General features: G+C 52.4%; 18 protein-coding genes. 10 read left to right on the forward strand and 8 right to left on the reverse strand.

Going from position 1 to position 19,839, the window contains the following annotated elements; translation table 11 throughout:
• The first annotated feature begins 106 nt into the window (after positions 1–106).
• The 3 genes from HNQ57_RS09960 (at position 107) to HNQ57_RS09970 (ending at position 5,155) form a co-directional block, all read left to right on the forward strand.
• On the forward strand, positions 107–298 hold the full coding sequence (locus HNQ57_RS09960; protein ID WP_184462575.1) for a hypothetical protein: 192 nt from the start codon (positions 107–109) through the stop codon (positions 296–298).
• A complete protein-coding gene (locus tag HNQ57_RS09965) occupies positions 289–2,319 on the forward strand; it encodes a hydantoinase/oxoprolinase family protein (protein WP_184462576.1) in 2,031 nt (676 codons plus the stop codon). The genes HNQ57_RS09960 and HNQ57_RS09965 overlap by 10 nt, the downstream gene beginning before the upstream one ends.
• 64 nt (positions 2,320–2,383) lie before the next feature.
• Positions 2,384–5,155: a class I adenylate cyclase gene (locus HNQ57_RS09970; RefSeq protein WP_184462577.1), complete on the forward strand. Its 2,772-nt coding sequence runs from the start codon at positions 2,384–2,386 to the stop codon at positions 5,153–5,155.
• Between the two features lie 458 nt (positions 5,156–5,613).
• Here HNQ57_RS09970 and cyaY read toward each other — a convergent pair whose 3' ends face one another.
• Positions 5,614–5,928 (reverse strand): iron donor protein CyaY, encoded by a 315-nt coding sequence (cyaY, locus tag HNQ57_RS09975; protein WP_008253420.1) that lies wholly within the window; start codon positions 5,926–5,928, stop codon positions 5,614–5,616.
• 60 nt (positions 5,929–5,988) lie between these two features.
• On the opposite strand from cyaY, the gene lptM reads away from it, so the two are divergent.
• The 4 genes from lptM to HNQ57_RS09995 all read left to right on the forward strand — a co-directional run bounded on the left by lptM (position 5,989) and on the right by HNQ57_RS09995 (position 9,116).
• Positions 5,989–6,201, forward strand: coding sequence for an LPS translocon maturation chaperone LptM (gene lptM, locus HNQ57_RS17710; protein ID WP_221301657.1), 213 nt, complete (start codon positions 5,989–5,991; stop codon positions 6,199–6,201).
• Positions 6,202–6,212: 11 nt separating this feature from the next.
• Positions 6,213–7,460 (forward strand): diaminopimelate decarboxylase, encoded by a 1,248-nt coding sequence (lysA, locus tag HNQ57_RS09985; protein ID WP_184462578.1) that lies wholly within the window; start codon positions 6,213–6,215, stop codon positions 7,458–7,460.
• 112 nt (positions 7,461–7,572) lie between these two features.
• The gene (gene dapF, locus HNQ57_RS09990) at positions 7,573–8,403 is read left to right on the forward strand and encodes a diaminopimelate epimerase (protein ID WP_184462579.1); all 831 of its coding nucleotides are present in this window, start codon (positions 7,573–7,575) and stop codon (positions 8,401–8,403) included.
• Between the two features lie 8 nt (positions 8,404–8,411).
• Positions 8,412–9,116, forward strand: coding sequence for a DUF484 family protein (locus tag HNQ57_RS09995; protein WP_184462580.1), 705 nt, complete (start codon positions 8,412–8,414; stop codon positions 9,114–9,116).
• A gap of 736 nt (positions 9,117–9,852) precedes the next feature.
• Here HNQ57_RS09995 and HNQ57_RS10000 read toward each other — a convergent pair.
• Positions 9,853–11,055, reverse strand: coding sequence for an alpha/beta hydrolase family protein (locus HNQ57_RS10000; protein WP_184462581.1), 1,203 nt, complete (start codon positions 11,053–11,055; stop codon positions 9,853–9,855).
• A 168-nt stretch (positions 11,056–11,223) separates the two neighbouring features.
• On the opposite strand from HNQ57_RS10000, the gene xerC reads away from it, so the two are divergent.
• Both xerC and HNQ57_RS10010 read left to right on the forward strand, forming a co-directional pair.
• A complete protein-coding gene (gene xerC / locus HNQ57_RS10005) occupies positions 11,224–12,129 on the forward strand; it encodes a tyrosine recombinase XerC (protein WP_184462582.1) in 906 nt (301 codons plus the stop codon).
• Entirely contained in the window at positions 12,116–12,826 is a 711-nt protein-coding gene (locus HNQ57_RS10010; protein WP_184462583.1) for an HAD family hydrolase, read from the forward strand. Before xerC ends, HNQ57_RS10010 begins: the two co-directional genes overlap by 14 nt.
• A 12-nt stretch (positions 12,827–12,838) precedes the next feature.
• Here HNQ57_RS10010 and HNQ57_RS10015 read toward each other — a convergent pair whose 3' ends face one another.
• The 6 genes from HNQ57_RS10015 to HNQ57_RS10040 all read right to left on the reverse strand — a co-directional run bounded on the left by HNQ57_RS10015 (position 12,839) and on the right by HNQ57_RS10040 (position 18,272).
• Positions 12,839–13,039, reverse strand: coding sequence for a hypothetical protein (locus HNQ57_RS10015; RefSeq protein WP_184462584.1), 201 nt, complete (start codon positions 13,037–13,039; stop codon positions 12,839–12,841).
• A 203-nt stretch (positions 13,040–13,242) separates the two neighbouring features.
• Positions 13,243–13,581, reverse strand: a complete 339-nt coding sequence (gene glnK, locus HNQ57_RS10020; RefSeq protein ID WP_008253411.1) for a P-II family nitrogen regulator — start codon at positions 13,579–13,581, stop codon at positions 13,243–13,245.
• Positions 13,582–14,465: 884 nt separating this feature from the next.
• Positions 14,466–15,710, reverse strand: a complete 1,245-nt coding sequence (locus tag HNQ57_RS10025; RefSeq protein ID WP_184462585.1) for an ammonium transporter — start codon at positions 15,708–15,710, stop codon at positions 14,466–14,468.
• A 66-nt stretch (positions 15,711–15,776) separates the two neighbouring features.
• Positions 15,777–16,115, reverse strand: coding sequence for a P-II family nitrogen regulator (glnK, locus tag HNQ57_RS10030; protein ID WP_008253407.1), 339 nt, complete (start codon positions 16,113–16,115; stop codon positions 15,777–15,779).
• Between the two features lie 85 nt (positions 16,116–16,200).
• Entirely contained in the window at positions 16,201–16,866 is a 666-nt protein-coding gene (locus HNQ57_RS10035; RefSeq protein WP_184462586.1) for a TorF family putative porin, read from the reverse strand.
• 476 nt (positions 16,867–17,342) lie between these two features.
• On the reverse strand, positions 17,343–18,272 hold the full coding sequence (locus tag HNQ57_RS10040; RefSeq protein ID WP_184462587.1) for a collagen-like protein: 930 nt from the start codon (positions 18,270–18,272) through the stop codon (positions 17,343–17,345).
• Between the two features lie 793 nt (positions 18,273–19,065).
• On the opposite strand from HNQ57_RS10040, the gene HNQ57_RS10045 reads away from it, so the two are divergent.
• Positions 19,066–19,836 carry a dienelactone hydrolase family protein gene (locus tag HNQ57_RS10045; protein ID WP_184462588.1) on the forward strand — a complete coding sequence of 257 codons (771 nt, stop codon included), beginning with the start codon at positions 19,066–19,068 and terminating at the stop codon, positions 19,834–19,836.
• Positions 19,837–19,839 lie beyond the last annotated feature (3 nt).

Genomic DNA, 19,839 nt, shown 5'->3' on the forward strand with positions numbered 1-19,839 from the left:
TGCAGCAATGGACCCCCTGCCTTCGCAGGGGCAGAGTCCGGCTTCGCAGGAGTGACGATTGGATTAGCTTGGCGTATTTTTCGCCATCCCTGCGCAGGAGTGACGCGTGGAAGAGTATGGCGTATTTTTCGCCATCCCTGCGCAGGAGCGACGCGTGGAAGATTATGGCGTATTTGCCGTCATCCCTGCGAAGGCAGGGATCCATATGAGCGCAGCGAATGCTTTAAACAACATGACATCCCCGGTATTACTGGCGACAATACGCCAAATTCTTTATGGCGCGCACGTATGTCACTAGCCCCTCACATTGCTTATCTTGGTGTGGACACTGGCGGTACGTTTACCGATTTTGTGTTGTTTTATGAGCAGCAGGTTCGCAGTTATAAGTGTCTGTCTACCCCAGATCACCCCGAGCAGGCCATTTTAACGGGAATTCGCGCGCTGGGCCTGACGGAGCTCATTGCCGTTGGCCATTTAGTTGTAGTGCACGGTTCAACCGTTGCCACCAATGCCGCGTTGGAAGGCAAGGGGGTGCGCACGGCGTTTATTACGAATCGCGGTTTTGGCGATATGCTCACCATTGGCCGACAAACCCGTTCGGCCCTATATGATCTCCGCCCTGCACCAAAACTCGAACCAGTACCCGCGAACTTATGTTTAGAAACCGGTGGGCGTATTGGTGCCGACGGCAGGCTTATCGACGATCTCACCACAAATGACATCGCCGCGCTGCAAGAGCAGATACGAACACTCAAGCCCGACGCAGTGGCGATCAATTTATTATTCTCGTTTATAGATGATCGCTTTGAAAAGGCCATTGCCGAGGCCATGCCAGAGGCTGTGTTTGTGTCGCGCTCATCGCAGGTTTTGCCTGAATACAAGGAGTATGAGCGGGGCATGGCGACGTGGTTAAATGCCTGGCTTGGCCCCAAGGTGGCCAGCTATCTTGGCCGTTTGCAGGCGGAGTTAAAGACCACGCCACTGTCAATTATGCAATCTTCCGGCGGTACCACCGACGCCGCCAACGCCGGTCAGCGGGCGGTAAATTTGCTTTTATCAGGCCCTGCTGGGGGCTTGGCTGCGGTAAAGCATCTCGCCGATAGTTTGCCGCGCCCTCGCTTGATGAGCTTTGACATGGGGGGCACATCCAGCGATGTGGCCTTGATCCATGGCGAGATAAAACTCACTAACGAAGGCAAAATTGGCCCTTACCCTGTCGCGGTTCCCATGGTGGATATGCATACCATCGGCGCTGGCGGTGGCTCCATTGCCTATGTTGATGAGGGCGGCATGCTGCGGGTGGGCCCTGAGTCGGCGGGCGCCGACCCCGGCCCCGCCTGTTATAACAAAGGCGGACGCAAGGCCACGGTCACCGATGCCAATATGGTGCTAGGCCGCCTGCCCGCGAGTGCCAAGCTCGGCGGCGCGATGCCACTTGATATCAACGCCGCCCGCAGCGCCGTCGATGCGCTCGCGCAGCAGTTACACTTGAGTATTGAAGAGGCTGCAGCGGGAATTATCGCCATTGCCAACGAGCATATGATCCGTGCACTGCGGGTTATCTCTGTGCAGCGCGGCTATGACCCCGCCGAGTTTAGTCTCTGCTGTTTTGGCGGCGCCGGCGGTTTACACGTGTGCGCACTCGCCGAAGCCTTGGGCTGCACCGAGATTATTGTGCCCAATTACGGCGGTGTATTTTCTGCCTTAGGCATGCTGCTAGCGCCTAAAGAGCGGCAATTATCTCGCACACTCAATACCAAGCTTGCGGCAGTTAGTAGCGACGCCGTGTTGGGGCATTTACATAATTTGGCGCTCACTGGCCGCGCGCAATTGCAAAGCGAAGGCATTGACGACGCAGAGATCACTGAACAGCCCAGTGTCGATCTGTGCTACAGCGGGCAGTCCTATACTTTAAATCTACCTTGGCAGGCTTCGCTTACGGCCCTAGAAGAGGCCTTTCACCACGCCCACGAACAGCGTTACGGGCATAGGCTAACGCTGCCAGTGCAGCTCGTTAATATTCGCCAAGCCCTGCGCGCCACCACGTCGATCCCGCCCCTGCCGAACTTAGCGCCGCGTCCATTGGGTCACGCAATCGACCATTGCCCTGTTTTTATCGCCAAGGCTTACTGCGCCACCCCGCGTTATGTCCGCGATGAGCTGGCCAGCGGGCAAAGGATTTTAGGCCCCGCGCTCATTAGCGAAACCGTGGCCACTACCTGGCTCGCCGAAGGTTGGCAGGCGACAGTGAATGCGCAAGGGCATTTGCTTATTCGTAAGCTTAATCGCCAATCACCAGCTAGCCAGCCCAAGGCATGACAGCAAGCGGCGAATGCGGCTACAGTAGGCAGACGAAATTTAATCCTGCACTAACAGGCCCTGTATGACGGAAAAATCGATCAGCCACCCTCTGTTTGACCGCGGCATTAGTCACGCCGCGTTAAAACAGGTGCGCGAACGATTTACCAAGCTCAATCATGAGCGCTTATTGCGCACCCGCACGGCACTCTTGCCCCGTCAGCAAATATTCTTAGACTTATTGCCGCTGCTGATTCATATCAATCACCCCATACTGCCCGGCTATAAAAGCGCTAACACCCCCTGTGGTATCGACGGCTACACGCCCGACGAGTTAACGCTGGAGCGGGTGCGCAGCAATATTGCGCGCAGTGTGCAATACCGTCACGACGAACAAGCAGCGCCGCTAATCCACAGTGTGTTTTTAATGGGCTCATGCGGCACGGTCGCTCAGGCTGAAGACTCCGACCTCGACGTATGGCTCTGTCATCACAACAGCATTGACGAACTCGGCTTACAGCGCTTGTACAATAAAGCGGCTGCCATTTCAGATTGGGCCCGCAGCCTCGGTTTAGACATTCATTTTTTCTTGATGGACAGCGAGCAGTTTCGTCGCGGCCAACGTGACCGACTTAGCGCCGAAGCCGCAGGCACCAGCCAACATTATTTATTACTAGACGAGTTTTATCGCAGTGCCTTGCTGGTGGCTGGTCGCTACCCGATATGGTGGTTGGTGCCCCCCAGCGAAGAGGTAAATTACCAGGAATACACCGCGTTACTGCACGCCCAAGGCTTTGTTGGGCCTGACGAGTCTATTGATTTTGGCGGGGTTTCCGACATCCCTGCCGGCGAGTTTATTGGCGCAGGGGTTTGGCAGCTTTACAAAGCCATTAGCTCGCCCTATAAGGCGGCACTAAAACTATTGCTGACCGAAGCCTACGCCCGCGATTTTCCGAATGTCGTACCACTGTGTATTGACTTAAAAGAAGCTATTTACCATGGCGAGGTCAGTAGCGACGACTTTGACCCCTATATAATGGTTTACCGGCGCTTGGCCGAGTATTTAAGCTCGCGCAATGAATTTGATCGCCTTGAGCTAATTCGCCGCGCTTTTTATTTTAAGGTCGGTATTCGCCTTTCACAGACCGCTGGCAGCGCAGCGCCTTGGCGGCGGAAATTGCTCGAGACGCTCATTGCGCAGTGGCAATGGCCTCCAGAGCAACTCCTGAACTTAGATACCCGCAGCCGCTGGAAAATTCGCCGGGTGCGGGAGGAGCATCGTTTCTTAGTTGCCGAACTCACCAATAGCTACCGCTTTTTGCAGGATTTTGCTCAGCAGAGTAATAGTCCGGCCCTGATTAAGTCGCAAGAAATGACCCTGCTCGGTCGCAAGCTCTACGCGGCCTTTGAACGCAAGCGCAATAAAGTGGAGTGGCTAAACCCAGGCATTGCCCCCGACGTATCCGAAGAGCAATTATTCTTTCGCACCTTGGGGTTCGGCGAGCAACGACGCTGGGCAGTGAGTACCAGCGCCCGCCACGACTTTGAGCACGACGCCATTTTGCAAGAACACGAGCACCTCAGCGGGCTATTATGTTGGTGCTTTTGTAATGGCCTCATTAATGACTACACGCAGTTACGGCTCAATGCGCGACAGGACGGTGTATCTGAAAATGACCTAAGGGAAATGGCCAGCCATTTAAGCGGCCACCTTCCCCGCAAGGCCTATGCAGCAGATCCCCATAAACACGAAGCCTTTAATCGCCCCAAAGTACCAGAAGCGATGCTGCTGTATATTAATTTAGGTCAGGGCGCGCTTAGCTCACTCGGCGCCGCCGGACTCGCCAAACACAATAGCAGTTACCCAATCACTCATACTGAAATTGTGGTTATTAATAGCTGGGGGGAGGTCTCGTCGCTTGTTTTTGCCGGGCAAGAAGCCATTATTGACACCTTTCGGATTTATCAGCAGTTAATGCTGGCGGCCTCTAAAGCCAGTGAAGCACCTATAATCGACGCCCTGTGCTTTAATGACCCGGAACAAAAACTACGCAAACGCGTTCGACACCTACCGCGTTTATTACACCGCGCGTTTTATACTCAACCCAAAAATAAACGCGTCATTATTAAACTGAGTAATGGCTTCCATATATTACAAACTGAAAACGATGAATTACGCAGCGTTCACGCCCATAGCTACTCAACGCTAATCCAGTGTCTGGGACGGGGGCAAACCACCTTCAGCCCAATATTAATGGATCGGTATTGCGCGCCAAACTCCGCGCTAGCAAGCATAGTAGATACCGCCACAACCCCAGATTGCTATGTGTTTTTTCATCGCCGCGACGACTTCGCCGACCTCTTTGTGCGCGATGAGCGTGGCTCCCTGCACTACACCACCGCAGCCTTCAGCAATGCCAACCAGCTTTTGCTGCCACTTGTTCTATTCTTACAGCGCTGTCGCACGGAGCAAGCAGGCAAACATCAATTTTGCCTCTTTGAACTCCACCAACAGGACAATCGCTGGCGCAGCCAGGCATTAGACCTAAGTAAATTAATGGCGAGCAAGCCAGCTAGCGATACTCGCGTGCAACTTGAAGCCATCGCTAAAACCGACAGTAAGGGGCGTTTAGTGTTTGATATGCGCTACCGAGACCAGCACTTCAGCTATGACAAAGCGGGCCCCGCATTATTTGACCAGCTTGCCAGCCAATTACTGCTGCAACAAACTCGCCCCACCCATTATCAACTCGACGCGATAAACCTCAGCAGCCTGCCACCACAGCAAACCAGTGTTTACCTGCGCTATAAGCAACATATTGAAGAAATGCTGAATACCTCGGTATTGTCGCAGTGAGCTTACGGTTCAACGTCTGGGGCTAGATGCTGAACGGGAGACGCTAAAGCCGATTCTCGCGTGTTACTTCGTGCGCGCTCTGAGCAATACCAGCTTCGTAGTGAGATGCCCCCTGCCTTCGCAGGGGCAGAGTCCGGCTCCGCAGGAGTGACGGTTGATTTAGTTTGGCGTGTTTGCCGTCGTGCTTCCGCGAGGATTACGGTTGATTTTGTTGGGGGGCTTGTCGTCATACCTTCGCAGGAAGGTATCCATGTGAGCGCAGCGAATGCTTATTGAGGCAGCGTCTATGTCCGAACTCCGTTGCAGCAATGGACTCCTGCCTTCGCAGGAGTGACGGTTAATTTAGTTCGGAGTGTTTGCCGTCGTGCTTCCGCAAGGGGTGGCGAGCTAAATTTATTTAGTCATCCCTGCGTAGGCAGGGATCCATGTGAGCGCAGCGAATGATTTTGGCTTCAGGTTCACCCCAGAACCAATTCTTCGCCTATTTGTTCTAGACCTATTTCCGCTAACATCTGGGCCAGGCTTTGCTCGGTGCGCTGGCAGTACCACTGCCCGTCAACCCAGCTGTAGTGAAATCCACCTGACCGTGCCGCCAGCCACAATTCGCGGCTGGCGCTTTGGCGGCTAAAGATCATCGCGCTGCCATCCGGCGCTTTTAGGGTGAGTACGCCGCCGCTAATTTCACAGTCTACGTCAGCCTCTAGTTCATCGACGGCGTCTTCGATAGCAACATACAGTTCGTCGATATTGTCGTTAAACTCTACTTCATTCATATTGGGCCTGGCTTCCTGATCGCGGCTGGTTGGCGGCAGTATACTAAGCTCGGCCAGCTTATGGCCACCGTCCGCCAATTCGCTGGTGTGTTATTCATTCACGCCCTAGGTATAATGCGCGCCTCAGTCAACTTTGAGGATGACACCGTGGCCATTTTTCGTATTGCCGTGCTTTGCCTTGGCTTTTTAATCGCCGCCTGCGGGCAAACTGGCCCGCTGGTGCTACCTGAAAAAAATGACGCCCCAGCCAATGCCAGCGCGCAGTCTAAGTAGAGAACGCTTTCATGACGCCTTTTCAGTATATTAACGGCGAGCTTCACGCCGAGTCCGTTGCCCTCAGCAGTATTGCTCAGCAGTTCGGCAGCCCTTGCTATGTGTATTCCCGCGCGTATTTAGAGCAACGTTTTACTGAATACACCGCGGCATTGGCAGGCCAAGATCACTTGGTTTGCTACGCAGTTAAAGCCAATTCCAATATTGCGGTACTCAATGTCTTGGCGCGACTCGGTGCGGGTTTTGATATTGTCTCCGTTGGTGAGCTAGAGCGAGTGCTGGCAGCGGGTGGCAAAGCCGAGCGTATTGTTTTTTCTGGCGTGGGCAAAACCGCCGCTGAAATGCGCCGAGCCTTAGAAGTGGGTATTCACTGCTTTAATGTGGAATCAGAAGCGGAGCTGGAGCGTCTTAACCAGGTCGCCACTGACATGGGCGTTAGCGCCCCCATTTCCATTCGGGTAAACCCCGATGTGGATGCCAAAACCCACCCCTATATTTCAACCGGTCTGAAAGACAATAAATTTGGCATCGATATCGCGCGGGCCCCCGAGGTGTATCGCCGCGCCGCGAGTCTGAGCAATATCACCATCAAAGGGGTGGACTGCCATATTGGCTCACAGCTGATCGATACCAGTCCATTCCTTGACGCCCTCGACCGCGTGCTCAGCCTAGTCGACACCCTGGCGACGATGGACATCACCATTTCTCACCTCGATTTAGGCGGTGGTCTGGGGGTTCGCTATCGCGATGAAGTCGCACCGCTTACTGGCGAATATATCGCTGCGATACGCGCTCGTTTGGGCGAGCGCAAAGTAACCTTGATGTTTGAACCAGGGCGTTCGATAACCGCCAATGCGGGCGTGTTGCTGACCACGGTTGAATATTTAAAGTTAAATGAGCATAAAAATTTCGCGATTATCGACGCCGCCATGAACGACATGATCCGGCCGTCTTTGTACGAGGCCTGGATGGAGTTATTGGCAGTAAAACCCCGCAATGAGGGCGTTTTACGTACATACGACTTTGTTGGGCCCGTCTGCGAAACCGGTGACTTTCTTGCCAAAGACCGCGAATTACGCATTGCTGAGGGCGACTTACTCGCGCTGGCGTCTAGCGGTGCCTATGGATTTACCATGAGTTCCAATTACAATAGCCGAGGACGCGCGGCGGAAGTGATGGTAGACGGCGATCAATGTCACCTTATTCGCGCCCGCGAAACTGTCACCGACCTGATGCGTGGTGAAGCTGTGTTGCCCTGAGGGCGCAAGATCCTATAGCCGCACTGCGGCTGCACTGGACCGCACCCTCGACTAAGCAACCCGCCCGCATCGTTAACCGCGCCACCGGTGAGGCGCACCACAGGGTTTTGCGATGCAGTTACGTTTTACCAAAATGCATGGCCTGGGTAATGATTTTGTCGTTATCGACCTCATCACCCAGCGCTTTAAGCTCAAGCCGCACCATATCCGCAAAATTGCCGACCGGCATTTTGGGATTGGTTGCGACCAAGTGCTGGCCGTGGAAATCCCCACCCAGCCCGACGTCGATTTTCGCTATCGTATCTACAATGCTGAAGGCAGTGAAGTTGAGCAGTGCGGCAACGGTGCGCGCTGTTTTGCCCGCTATATCCGCGACAAACGCCTTACCGGCAAAGAGCGAATTAAGGTAGAGACCCTCGCGGGAATCATCGAGCTTGAGATAACCGAAAACCGCCACGTGCGCGTTGATATGGGCGCCCCGGTACTCGACCCCAAACGCATCCCCTTTACAGCAGAAAACCAAGCGGCGGACTACCCCCTAGCGGTAAATGGGGTCGAGTGGCGGGTTGGCGCGGTTTCCATGGGCAATCCCCACGTCATTCTGCCCGTTGCCGATGTCGACACCGCGCCGGTGGCCGAAGTCGGCCCCATTGCCGAGCAGCATTCGCGCTTCCCGCAGCGGGTCAACGTCGGCTTTATGCAAGTTGTCGACCGCGACACCATTAAGCTGAGGGTGTTTGAGCGCGGCGTGGGTGAAACCCTCGCCTGCGGTACCGGCGCCTGCGCCGCCGTGGTTAGCGGTATTGTGCAAGGCAAGCTAAACCCCGAAGTTACCGTGCACCTGCCCGGTGGTAGTTTGAGTATAGAGTGGCAAGGCGCGGGCCAGCCCGTTATTATGACAGGCCCCGCCACGACCGTTTTCGAAGGCCAGATACAAATATAGGATCGCCTGTGGACAGTGCACCCCCCAAAAAAGATGGTCTACCCAGTGAGAGTGAAGTTGCCCGTTATTTACGCAACCACCCCGGCTTCTTTCTCAACAACGAAGACATATTGTCTGAATTAAAGCTGACCCACCAAACCGGCAAAGTCGTTAACTTGGCCGAGCGCCAGGTTGAAATTTTGCGCGAGCGCAATATGGATATGCGCAGCCGACTCAGCAAATTACTCGAGAATGCGACCCGCAACGACGAACTATTTGAGCGCAGTAAAAATCTTATTTTGACCTTAATAGAGTCAAAGCGCGCCGAAGAGTTAAGTAACAATCTCTGCCGCAACTTAGTTAGCGACTTCGACGACATCGACTACGCCAGCTTGATCTTATTTGCCGACCCCAACCGGGTTGGCAGCAGCGTACTTCGCGTCGTTAGCCCCGAGCAGGCCCAGCAACAAATTGGCAGCTTGCTGCGGGGTAAAAAGGCAATTTGCGGTGTACTCCGCCCCGAAGAATTGAGTTTTTTGTTTGGCCAACATGCCGACCACATTGGCTCAGCCGCCTTAATGCCGGTTCAGGCCGGCAATATCGACGGCGTGATTGCGATTGCCAGCAAAAACCCCCAGCATTTTAAATCCAGCATGGGCACACTGTTTCTGGAATACATTGCCGAGGTGGTGAATCGCTGCCTGCCTAAACTGATGAAGGGCCCGTTTCTTTAGCAGCGAGATGCTTGACGAGAGATGGGAGACGCTAAAACCAGACGGCATTCGCTGCGCTGTACGACCGGTCAGAGGGGTTACACTCACATGGATCCCTGCCTGCGCAGGGATGACGAAGTGAATTCAGCTCGTGACTCACGTGTAGGGATGGCAAAGTAAATTCAGCTTGTCACTCCCGAGCACGGTTGGCGGCAAAACACGCTAAACTAAATCAACCGTCACCCCTGCGCTTTTTTATTTGTCACCCCTGCGAAGGCAGGGGTCCATGTCTTTGCGGGGTCGAGATCCCTCAGTCACGGCGCAGAACGCATCGCCACAACCGCCTTTTTATGGCATCGATCAAAGCCTTAGCTAGCGAAGGCATGCGCTGCGCTAATATGAATCCCGGCCTACGCAGGTATGACGAAGTGAATTCAGCTCGTGACTCACGTGTAAGGATGGCAAAGTAAATTTAGCTCGTCACTCCCGAACACGGTTGGCGGCAAAACACGCCAAACTAAATCAACCCTCCCCCCTGCGCTTTTTTATTTATCACCCCTGCGAAGGCAGGGGTCCATGTCTTTGCGAAGTCGAGATCCCTCAGTCACGGCGCAGAACGCATCGCCACAACCGCCTTTTTATGGCATCGATCAAAGCCTTAGCTAGCGAAGGCATGCGCTGCGCTAATATGAACCCCGGCCTTCCCAGGAATGACTCCGTAGCAAGAATTCGTCGCCCTAGCGTTCATGGTCTCCCGTCAAATATCTCCCGCATCCATCGTCACTGCCTGACAATGTCTATCCATAAACAGCTGCATTAACTTCAAGTACTCACTCTGCCCTAAGTGCACAAGGTGATTACCCGGAAACCAGTGCAAATGGGATTCCGGCCAGTGGGCGTGGAGTAAGCGCACAAAACGCGGTGGGGTAAAGCGGTCGCCAGCACCACCAATAATCATGACCCGCTCTGGATCAAGCTTGGGCTGGTAACTTAGCGGGCTGTGTATTGCCAAGCCACGACGCAGATCCATTGGCGTTAAACCGGTGCGCTTGCCAATCAAGTCCATTAAGGCACCCGTTGGCTGCCAGCTGCGTACGGTATCGACTGGAGAGACTAACGGCGAGTTTGGTATACAAAATGCCAAGCGGGGTTCAACAACCGCCATTATTGAACTCAGATAACCGCCCAAACTAAGACCGCTAATTCCGACATGGGGCGCGCCGCGCTCAAATAAGTACTCTATAAACACCCGCGCATCAGACACAGCTTGGAGCATGCCTTCATTTAACTGAGAAAAGCCGCCGGCAAAGAGGCCATAACCACTAAACGGATGACACGGCTCGGCGCGAGAACCGTGAAACGGCTGGATCATCAACAATATGTCGTAGCCATTGTTGTAAAACGAACTCAGCGAAAAGAACAAACTGTTAAAAGCGTAGGAACTCTCCACCACGCCGTGCACAAATATTAAGGTTGGACGCGGACCGTCTGGATGACTCCAATACTGCGCCGAGGCGGTTCGGTTGCGCTTATAACTCAAGTAACTGTCAGTGAGGTCTGGGTTCAGCGGAGTAAACGGACTAGTAAAACGCAGCTCAACCGCCGGGATATTTTTAGGTTTGTAGCTAAAACGGCCAATTTTATGGGTTTCAACATTCACCTTTGGCGGCGGTATAAACACATCGTCGACCTCGCGAGATTCCGCCAAGCCAGCGTAAAAATTCATGTGTTCCCGCTCGCGAGCCATGCCCTCGCCTATCAAGAATTGAGGCAACAACGCACCAGAAATCATAACGCCTAAACCGGTGCGCATCATGCGATCCATTATCGCCGTGCCATAAACCTTGAGCGGGTATTCCCCATCGAGCTCAGTGCCGTCAGACTGGCAGTAGAAATCCTCTGGCAGGGTGAGCCACCACGGCGGTGATTGTTTAACCGGCGGCAAAATGGTTTGCGACATGCGTATTGATCTCTTTTTATATTTAGCGAGAACTTAGTTGTAACATATTCGCCCTAAATAAAAGTAGTGCCGGTTAAAAATAAATTCGCCACAACTAAGTGCACTGCGAAGCTTGCTCCCACGGAGGGCAGTGCTTAAGCTGAGCACTCTAACTTTGCGGCGCCTAGCATGAATATTCAGCACGAACTCGAGGATTTCTTGGACTATCTGGCCACCGCCCGGCGGCTGTCACCGCATACCCTCAGTGCCTATCGCAATGATCTTGCAAACTTCGTGGTGTTCTGCGAGCAACAGAATTTGGCCTCAGTCGACGCAGCAGACAGTGCCCACATTCGTCATTTCATCGGGCAGCGCCGCAGTGCCAGCGCAGCCGCAGTGAGTATTCAGCGCCTGCTTTCGGCCCTGCGCAGCCTCTACCGCTATCGAATGCGTCACCGCGGTGCTATTCACAATCCGGCGCTTGGCATTAGCGCGCCCAAACGCCCGCAGCGGCTACCTAAAACCCTCGACGTCGATATGATTAAGCAGCTCTTGGAGTTTGAAGGCGATGAGCCCATTGATATTCGCGACCGCGCCATGATGGAGTTGTTTTATTCTTCAGGCCTGCGCCTTGCTGAATTGGCCGACCTCAATGTAAGCGATTTAGATTTAAATGACGCCTTAGTCACGGTAACAGGCAAGGGCAATAAAACCCGAACCCTGCCTATTGGTCGTATTGCGATTACGGCGCTACGGCGGTGGCTCACAAGTCGCGACAGTCTTGCCCCCGATCAGGCGCTATTTCTTGGCCAACGCGGCAAGCGCCTCGGTCATCGCGCAATACAGCAGCGCCTGCGTTTTCGCGCCACGCAGCAAGGTCTACCCGCCCATGTTCATCCACATATGCTGCGTCATTCCTTTGCCAGCCATTTGCTTGAGTCCAGCAGCGATTTACGTGGTGTACAAGAACTACTCGGCCACGCCAATCTGTCGACAACCCAGGTCTATACCCATTTGGATTTCCAGCATTTGGCTCAGGTCTATGACAAAGCCCACCCTCGGGCAACACGCAAGGTGAACAATGAGCAAGATTAAACTATTGAGCTTTGATCTAGACGACACCCTTTGGCACACCGCCCCCACCATCGCCAGGGCTGAGCAGGCATTTTATTTACATCTGCAAGCCGCAGCGCCGGCGCTAACGGCCAAATTCAGCCCCAAGGCGCTGCGTGAGCACCGTCTGCAGTACTTAAGCGCCAACCCTGGTCTAGAGCACCATATTTCGCAATGGCGGGTAGACAGTTTAAACCAGGCCTTAATTGAATCTGGCTATGGCGGCCAAAGCCGAGAATTAGCGGCGGCGGCCTTCGACGTTTTTTATCACGCCCGCCAGAACGTGCAGCTATTTGAACACTGCGCCAAGGTACTTGCCGAATTAAGCCAAGATTTTCTGCTTATTAGCCTAACCAATGGCAATGCCGATCTCAGCCGTCTGCCGATTAGTCGGCACTTTCACTCCCATTTTCGAGCTGAGCAAGTGGGCGCAGCCAAGCCCGCAGCGCCGCTGTTTTTGGAAGCATTAAGACAGGCTGAATGCCTCCCCCACGAGAGTATTCATATCGGCGACAATACCAATGACGACATCGCGGGGGCAAAAGCCGTCGGCATGCATGCCATTCAAGCGCGGCTTATAGAACACGCGCCGGAACCACACCCACTGGCCGACCTACACTTTGATGACTGGCGCGACTTACCACGCTTAATTAAACAGCTGAATGCCAGCCCGCGCTAGTCAACGCCGGCGTCAGAAGGTATCTGAGTCCGTGTCGATGTCGTTAAGATTACTGCGCATATGCGGTTCAAGATGTTTTATCTCGCCGCCTCGCGCCAAAAAATCTTGAACATCTTTAGACAGCTGGTCCCGCATACGATCATGCACGGTTTGGCTGGGTATAAAGCTTGGGTTAGAAACTTGACTATCTGTACTACGACTACGCGACCCCATACGAACTCCTCCCGGAAACAAGAAACCCGCGTTTATAGTGCGCTTTATACTGTTTTCATCCCCTAGCTGACAAGCGTCGGATTAGGCTGTTTTGTTCTTAGCGGCTCGGACAACTAATATATTTTGAGCTAAAGAAAGTTATTTTATGGGCACAAAAAAGGCGGCTAAAAAGCCGCCTTTAACTTGCTCATATAAAACGTGATTTAGATCGCGTCTTCGCCAGTCTCACCGGTACGAATTCGGATAACTTGCTCAAGAGAGGTGACGAATATTTTACCGTCGCCAATTTTCCCGGTACAAGCGGCCTTGGTGACGGTATCAATGACTTTCTCTACCTGATCGTCGGTCACAGCAATTTCTAACTTAACCTTAGGTAGGAAATCGACAACGTATTCTGCGCCGCGATACAGCTCGGTATGGCCTTTTTGACGACCGAAGCCTTTAACTTCAGTTACCGTAACACCCTGCACGCCAATTTCCGACAAAGCGGCACGGACATCATCTAATTTAAACGGCTTAATAACCGCACTGACTAATTTCATCGCCGTAGTATCCCCTTCATTATGATTACTGCAATTTACACCCTATTTAGCCTCGGCTGCGGGGGTTTGGCAAGGTGATCGGGGATTTTGCGATAAATAAGTCCAAAAAAGCGGAGCGTCTGATGTCTCGCACTGATGGACATTCGCTGCGCTGACATGGATCCCTGCCTACGCAGGGATGACAAGTGAAATTCAGCTCGTGATCCACGTCTAGGGATGGCGAAGTAAATTTAGCTTGTCACCCTGTGCAGGATGACTTAACGGTGGTTACACGGGAAGGAAATGCGTCTCCGCGAGAACGACGGAAAGCACGCCAAACAAAATAAACCGCGACCCTCGCGCAAGCTCGAGGGCAAACACTCCAAACTAAATTAACCGTCACTCCTGCGAAGGCAGGAGTCCATCTCACTACGAAGCTAGCATTGCTCAGACCGTATACGAAGTAACACGCTAGAATCGCTCTTAGCGTCTCCCGTCCGGCATTTAGCGACTAAAGCATTCGCTGCGCTCACATGGATCCCTGCCTGCGCAGGGATGACTCGATGGCGAGACCTCCACTTACCCTTACTTGTCACTCCTGCGAAGCCGGACTCTGCCCCTGCGAAGGCAGGGGGTCCATCTCACTACGAAGCTGGTATTGCTCAGACCGTATACGAAGTAACACACTAGAATCGCTCTTAGCGTCTCCCGTCCGGCATTTAGCGACTAAAGCATTCGCTGCGCAGGTATGACTCAAAATCATCACCCCGCGGAAGAATTTTAGGCCGATGTTTGCGGGGGAGAAAGAGGCGAGACCGGCTTTTGCGTCGCCCGTCTCCCATCAAGCATAAAGCAAAAAAAGGGCGCTCAATGAGCGCCCTTGAAATCACTAACGGGGGAGAGTCTTACTTGTTGGTGAACTCGGGGTAGGCTTCCATACCACATTCAGAGAGGTCGACACCTTCGTACTCTTCCTCTTCAGTAACACGGATACCCATAACCACTTTGAGTATGCTCCAAACCACTAGGCTGGCACCAAATACCCAAGCAAAGATGATCGCTGCGCCGTAAATCTGAGCACCAAAGGTGGCGTCGGTGTTCGTTAATGGCACCGCCATCAGACCCCAGAAGCCAACAACACCGTGTACAGAGATCGCACCAACGGGATCGTCAATTTTGATTTTGTCCAAGGCTAAGATCGAGAACACAACGATCACACCGCCAACCGCACCGATTAAGGTTGCCGCCATGGGGCCAGGAGTCAATGGTTCTGCCGTTATCGCAACCAAACCAGCCAAGGCGCCGTTCAATGCCATGGTCAAATCCGCTTTGCCAAACAGAATGCGAGCAACCAACAGCGCCGCAATCAAACCACCTGACGCAGCAGCATTGGTATTAACAAATACTTGTGCCGTGGCGTTGGCTTCTTCAATGTTTGACACCATCAATTCAGAGCCGCCGTTAAAGCCGAACCAGCCCATCCACAAAATGAAGGTACCAAGAGTTGCCAGCGGCAGGTTGGCACCCGGAATTGCATTGACTTGACCGCTTACACCGTACTTGCCTTTACGTGCGCCCAGCAGCAGTACACCAGCAAGTGCTGCAGCAGCACCACACATGTGAACTACACCAGAACCCGCGAAGTCAGAGAAACCGGCTGCGTCTAGGAAACCGCCGCCCCATTTCCACATACCTTGTAGTGGGTAAATAACACCGGTCATTACCACTGCAAAAGCAAGGAAGGCCCATAGCTTCATGCGCTCAGCTACTGCACCAGAAACAATCGACATCGCCGTGGCCACAAACACCACTTGGAAGAAGAAGTCTGAAGAGCCAGAGTAGTAAATGTCACCGTTAGAAGCTAAAACTTCTTCTACCGATGCGTCAGAAATACCATTGCCAAACCAGGCATCAGGCAGGAATCCACCTTCTGAGCCACCGTACATAATGGTGTAACCGCACAACAAATACATGGTGCAGGCAATTGCGTACAGTGCGATGTTTTTGGTTAAAATTTCAGTCGTATTTTTTGAACGAACCAGACCGGCTTCGAGCATGGCAAAACCTGCTGCCATCCACATAACCAGCGCGCCACAGACGAGGAAGTAGAACGTGTCCAGGGCGTACTTGACCTGTATGATGTCTTCCATCACATGCCCTCCAAAGGGAAAGAGAATAATCTTTTAATTAATGTTTAAACAACCGTAAGTGCGAAATTAGATAGCGTCTTCGCCAGTCTCGCCGGTACGGATACGAACAACCTGCTCAAGTGCGGTTACGAAAATTTTACCGTCACCAATTTTGCCGGTATTCGCTGATTTAGTAATTGCTTCAATGGTCGGCTCAACAGATCCGTCAGCAACGGCGACTTCGATCTTCACCTTAGGAAGAAAATCTACAACGTACTCAGCGCCACGGTACAACTCAGTGTGACCTTTTTGGCGACCAAAACCCTTCACCTCGGTAACAGTTATGCCCTGTACGCCGATGTCAGACAGCGCCTCACGCACATCATCAAGTTTGAATGGCTTAATAACAGCCGTAATCAATTTCATCGGAAATCTCCTGTCAATGTGCGTGAATCACACACTAGGACTAAGTTAAAAAATGACCGGCGACAATAAGTCACCGGTCGGGGTATTACATGGAAATAGGTAAACTGTAAGAAACAATGAATTTTGGATCTGTATCTACAGCTAGAACATCATCACCATCCTGCTGGCTCACAATGAAAGACAGGTTGTCGTTGTAAGCGTAGGAGAAGTCGGCGTGCATAGTTTCGCCACCATCCATATCTTCCATACCGATAGTTAAAGAGAAAGCACCTACACTACCGCCAATGGTGTAGTAGTTGTACTTAGTGAAACCAAAAGGGCCAGCAATTGGCTCATAGTAAGAAACGCTAATGGGGCCAAGACCAACGGTAAGGATCAGGTCTGAATGCTCAAACAAATCAGTTTCTTCGGTACCAAGGTAGCCAGCGCCAGTGGGGTAGTTGTAGTTCCAAACACTAATGTCGAAACTTACACCGCCACCGATGTCCATACCGTAACCAGCGTATAAGTCATACTCAGTGCCCGCAGCTGTGTCACCAGAAGACGCCCAAGCGCCAATATAGGCGCCGGCAGTGCTATAGCTCAGATCGCCAGACACTGCCGGAGTACCGGAACCCAGATCATAACCACGCCATAAATAAGTACTGGCAACACCAACACTAGCAGCAACTTCTGCAGAAGCAGGTGCAGCAATCATGGTCATTGAAGCTGCTGCAACACTAGCAGCCAATAAAGTTTTCATTTTGTTCATGTTGTAGTCTCCGCATTTTGGTATATAGAAAGTGATCAAGCACAATCCTGATCTTGCTATAGCATTTTCGGTGCCAACTACTTTTTTATTATTAATATTCAATAAGTTACAAGGCTATCGCTACGTATAAACAAACCTTAGCAAGAACCACGCTTTATGCTCCTACGCGAAAACCCGAGCTTACGCACAAATATAGAGCACACAGCAAAATCTGCTTTACAAAATGCCTTAAAAAAATGCACGGCTGCTTTTTATTTTAGATATAGAAGATCAGAATAGAATGGGAAATCTAAAATTAAGGCAATGAAAACAAGTAGATAATGCGCCGCAACAACACTTAATACGATTGCCTTTGATTGACCTTAGAACAAACGCACTATTTGAGTGCCTGCGCACTATTAGCCAGCGAGAACCACTAAAGCGGCATAAAAAAAGGATGCACTAGGCATCCTTTAGCGGGGTGAAAAATTCTAGGATTAGTCTACGCCAACCTGCGACTCTGGCCCTTGCTGAGCCTCTAACTTTTCAACACGTTTGCGCAGAGCCTCAATTTCACGCTGCAAGGCTTTTACACTAGCAGTATTGTTCGACGGCGCGACTTTTACTGTGCTCATAATCAGCTGGTCCAATAAAATACGCCCTGGCTTGCCAGCCGAACCCATAAATCCGGGGCTGCCCGCCAAACCGCCAGCCGCGCCACCTACCCACTTGCGGCTACTTCCGGTCAAGCTCTTCTTCATTGCGTAGCGACCGCCGCCACCGGCACCACCAGAGCCAGCATCGCCGCCCTCGCCGCCAGCACCGCCGTCGGTATTAATATTCAGGCGGCTCACCATGCTGTCGCCAGATTCAGTTTTGGCAACACTATGGTACAAAAAGGTGACATCGCCACCGCGGCCACCCTCACCGCCATCGCCGCCATTACCGCCCTCACCCGCAACCTCGGCGTCACATTTAGTATTCAGGTCAGCGCCGTCACCACCGGCACCGCCAAGGCCACCGTCACCACCAGCACTAAAAATCTCCATGCTGCCCAGGCTTTCCAGTGCAAGTTGTAAGCGGATTTCAACACCGTCGTTACCGGCTTGACCACTTTCTCCGGGCTGGCCGTCGACAAACTCATCACAGGCTGGCGCAGTCATTCCCGGCGCTCCGTTTTGACCTGCAGATCCGCGACCGTCGATGACCACATTTTTACCAATGTTAGCCAGGCGCGCATGTACCCGCCACGAGTTTACACCGGGAGCAAAGCTAATTCGGGCATCGTCACCAATATTCAGCTTATCTAAAATCAATTCCTGCTGATCAACACCAACAAGATAGGCTTGGCCAGCCGGAATTATTAAATCGGTTGCCATACTCGTCAGCGGAACCAGTGCTAACGCCATTGTGGCAAGGTATTTCATGGGTTTGTCCTAAAGTGGTAAAGGCCGCCATTATAATCCTTGGCAAGAATAAAAATGCGGGATTTTGTGTGAATAGTCATCAATTAATGCGACACACTTGACGTGCAGCGGAACACACAAAATCACTACTGCATATTGGCTACGGCGGAGATTCAATTCAATATCCCAGCGCCAGGCTCGACTTTTCGTCATAGCGATCCATCTCAATACCTAAAGTTTTTGTCATCCCTGCAGAGGTGAGGACAAGTATCTACGAGGGCGTTGTGAATACCCTGTTGAGTTAACACTTAAAACCAAGCTCCGTCGCTGAGATGGACTCCTGCCTTCGCAGGAGTGACAGTCTATCCCTTCCACTACTAAGTCCTCCCTGCGCAGGCAGGGATCCATGTGAGCGCAGCGAATGCTTATTACGCCAACGCCTAAGCCCACATTCCGTTGCAAAGATGGACCCCTGCCTTCGGCCTTCGCAGGAGTGACGACAATTTAATTCTCTATTAACGTTCTACTTTCGCAGAAGGACGACAGTTTAATTCCCTGATGACGCTGAGCCTTCACAGGGACGACGGTTTAGAATTTAAGTCATACCGCCCAGGCAGGTATCCACGAACACAGTGAATACTTTTGACACAAACGTGATAGCTTGAGACAGCTGCGGGTCAGTCTCTGTAACTCTTCTGGCGGGGCAAATGCATTGATTGTCAGCGGCCCAATATCCGGCCCTATCACCCGTCATCTTATTAGCGTTATATTGCGTAGCACTGGTTTGAATTTGACTAAAAAGAAGGAGTCTAGAATGAAGTTAGTCGCATGGTTTAGCGCATTAGTATTATTCGCATCGGCGGCGAATGCCGAGCTTGTCGAGAGTAAGTTAACGCTGCCGGGTGAGCTGGGTTCGGCAGTGTTGTACAGCGATTCATCGAAAACCGAAGCCGGTCCGGCGGTGGTTGTTGTGCATGAGTGGTGGGGATTAAATGATTATGCACGAGGTCGGGCGCAGCAGTTGGCCGAGGCAGGGTATACGGCTATTGCGGTAGATATGTATGGCAATGGCAAGAGCACCGAGCATCCCAAAGACGCCATGGCGTTTATGAATGCGGCGTTGGCCGAGCCCGCTAAAATGAATGCCCGCTTTGATGCGGCGTTGGCTATTTTGCGTAAGCAGCCCGCAGTGGATGCCAGCAAATTGTTTGCGATTGGCTACTGCTTTGGTGGCGCTGTGGTATTGAATCAGGCGCGGCGCGGCTTAGACTTGGCCGGCGTCGCCAGTTTTCATGGCAGCTTGGGCACCGAAACCAACGCTAAGCCAGACACGATTAAAGCGAAGGTTTTAGTGGCAACCGGCGGTGCCGATCCCATGGTACCGCCCGCGCAGGTCGGTGGTTTTGTTGAAGAAATGAGTGCCGCCGGGGTGGATTTGCAGTTATTGAGTTTCCCGGGTGTTGTGCATAGTTTCACTAACCCTGGCTCTACCGCGATTGGTGAAAAAACCAAAATGCCTTTGGCTTATGACGCCAATGCCGACCGCGTAAGCTGGGAAGCCTTAATGGCAATGCTAGCAGAGTAAACA

It is taken from the genome of Zhongshania antarctica (assembly GCF_014202945.1).
Lineage (GTDB): Bacteria > Pseudomonadota > Gammaproteobacteria > Pseudomonadales > Spongiibacteraceae > Spongiibacter > Spongiibacter antarcticus.

What these genes read in the sequence shown, in the direction of transcription:
- HNQ57_RS10015 (WP_184462584.1), bottom strand. Translation starts at nt 13,039, where the DNA reads ATGGGGTCGCGTAGTCGTAGTACAGATAGTCAAGTTTCTAACCCAAGC.
- HNQ57_RS10040 (WP_184462587.1), bottom strand. Translation starts at nt 18,272, where the DNA reads ATGAAATACCTTGCCACAATGGCGTTAGCACTGGTTCCGCTGACGAGT.
- HNQ57_RS10045 (WP_184462588.1), top strand. Translation starts at nt 19,066, where the DNA reads ATGAAGTTAGTCGCATGGTTTAGCGCATTAGTATTATTCGCATCGGCG.
- glnK (WP_008253411.1), bottom strand. Translation starts at nt 13,581, where the DNA reads ATGAAATTAGTCAGTGCGGTTATTAAGCCGTTTAAATTAGATGATGTC.
- HNQ57_RS10035 (WP_184462586.1), bottom strand. Translation starts at nt 16,866, where the DNA reads ATGAACAAAATGAAAACTTTATTGGCTGCTAGTGTTGCAGCAGCTTCA.
- HNQ57_RS10025 (WP_184462585.1), bottom strand. Translation starts at nt 15,710, where the DNA reads ATGGAAGACATCATACAGGTCAAGTACGCCCTGGACACGTTCTACTTC.
- lysA (WP_184462578.1), top strand. Translation starts at nt 6,213, where the DNA reads ATGACGCCTTTTCAGTATATTAACGGCGAGCTTCACGCCGAGTCCGTT.
- cyaY (WP_008253420.1), bottom strand. Translation starts at nt 5,928, where the DNA reads ATGAATGAAGTAGAGTTTAACGACAATATCGACGAACTGTATGTTGCT.
- HNQ57_RS10000 (WP_184462581.1), bottom strand. Translation starts at nt 11,055, where the DNA reads ATGTCGCAAACCATTTTGCCGCCGGTTAAACAATCACCGCCGTGGTGG.
- dapF (WP_184462579.1), top strand. Translation starts at nt 7,573, where the DNA reads ATGCAGTTACGTTTTACCAAAATGCATGGCCTGGGTAATGATTTTGTC.
- HNQ57_RS10010 (WP_184462583.1), top strand. Translation starts at nt 12,116, where the DNA reads ATGAGCAAGATTAAACTATTGAGCTTTGATCTAGACGACACCCTTTGG.
- glnK (WP_008253407.1), bottom strand. Translation starts at nt 16,115, where the DNA reads ATGAAATTGATTACGGCTGTTATTAAGCCATTCAAACTTGATGATGTG.
- HNQ57_RS09970 (WP_184462577.1), top strand. Translation starts at nt 2,384, where the DNA reads ATGACGGAAAAATCGATCAGCCACCCTCTGTTTGACCGCGGCATTAGT.
- lptM (WP_221301657.1), top strand. Translation starts at nt 5,989, where the DNA reads ATGGCCACCGTCCGCCAATTCGCTGGTGTGTTATTCATTCACGCCCTA.
- HNQ57_RS09965 (WP_184462576.1), top strand. Translation starts at nt 289, where the DNA reads ATGTCACTAGCCCCTCACATTGCTTATCTTGGTGTGGACACTGGCGGT.
- xerC (WP_184462582.1), top strand. Translation starts at nt 11,224, where the DNA reads ATGAATATTCAGCACGAACTCGAGGATTTCTTGGACTATCTGGCCACC.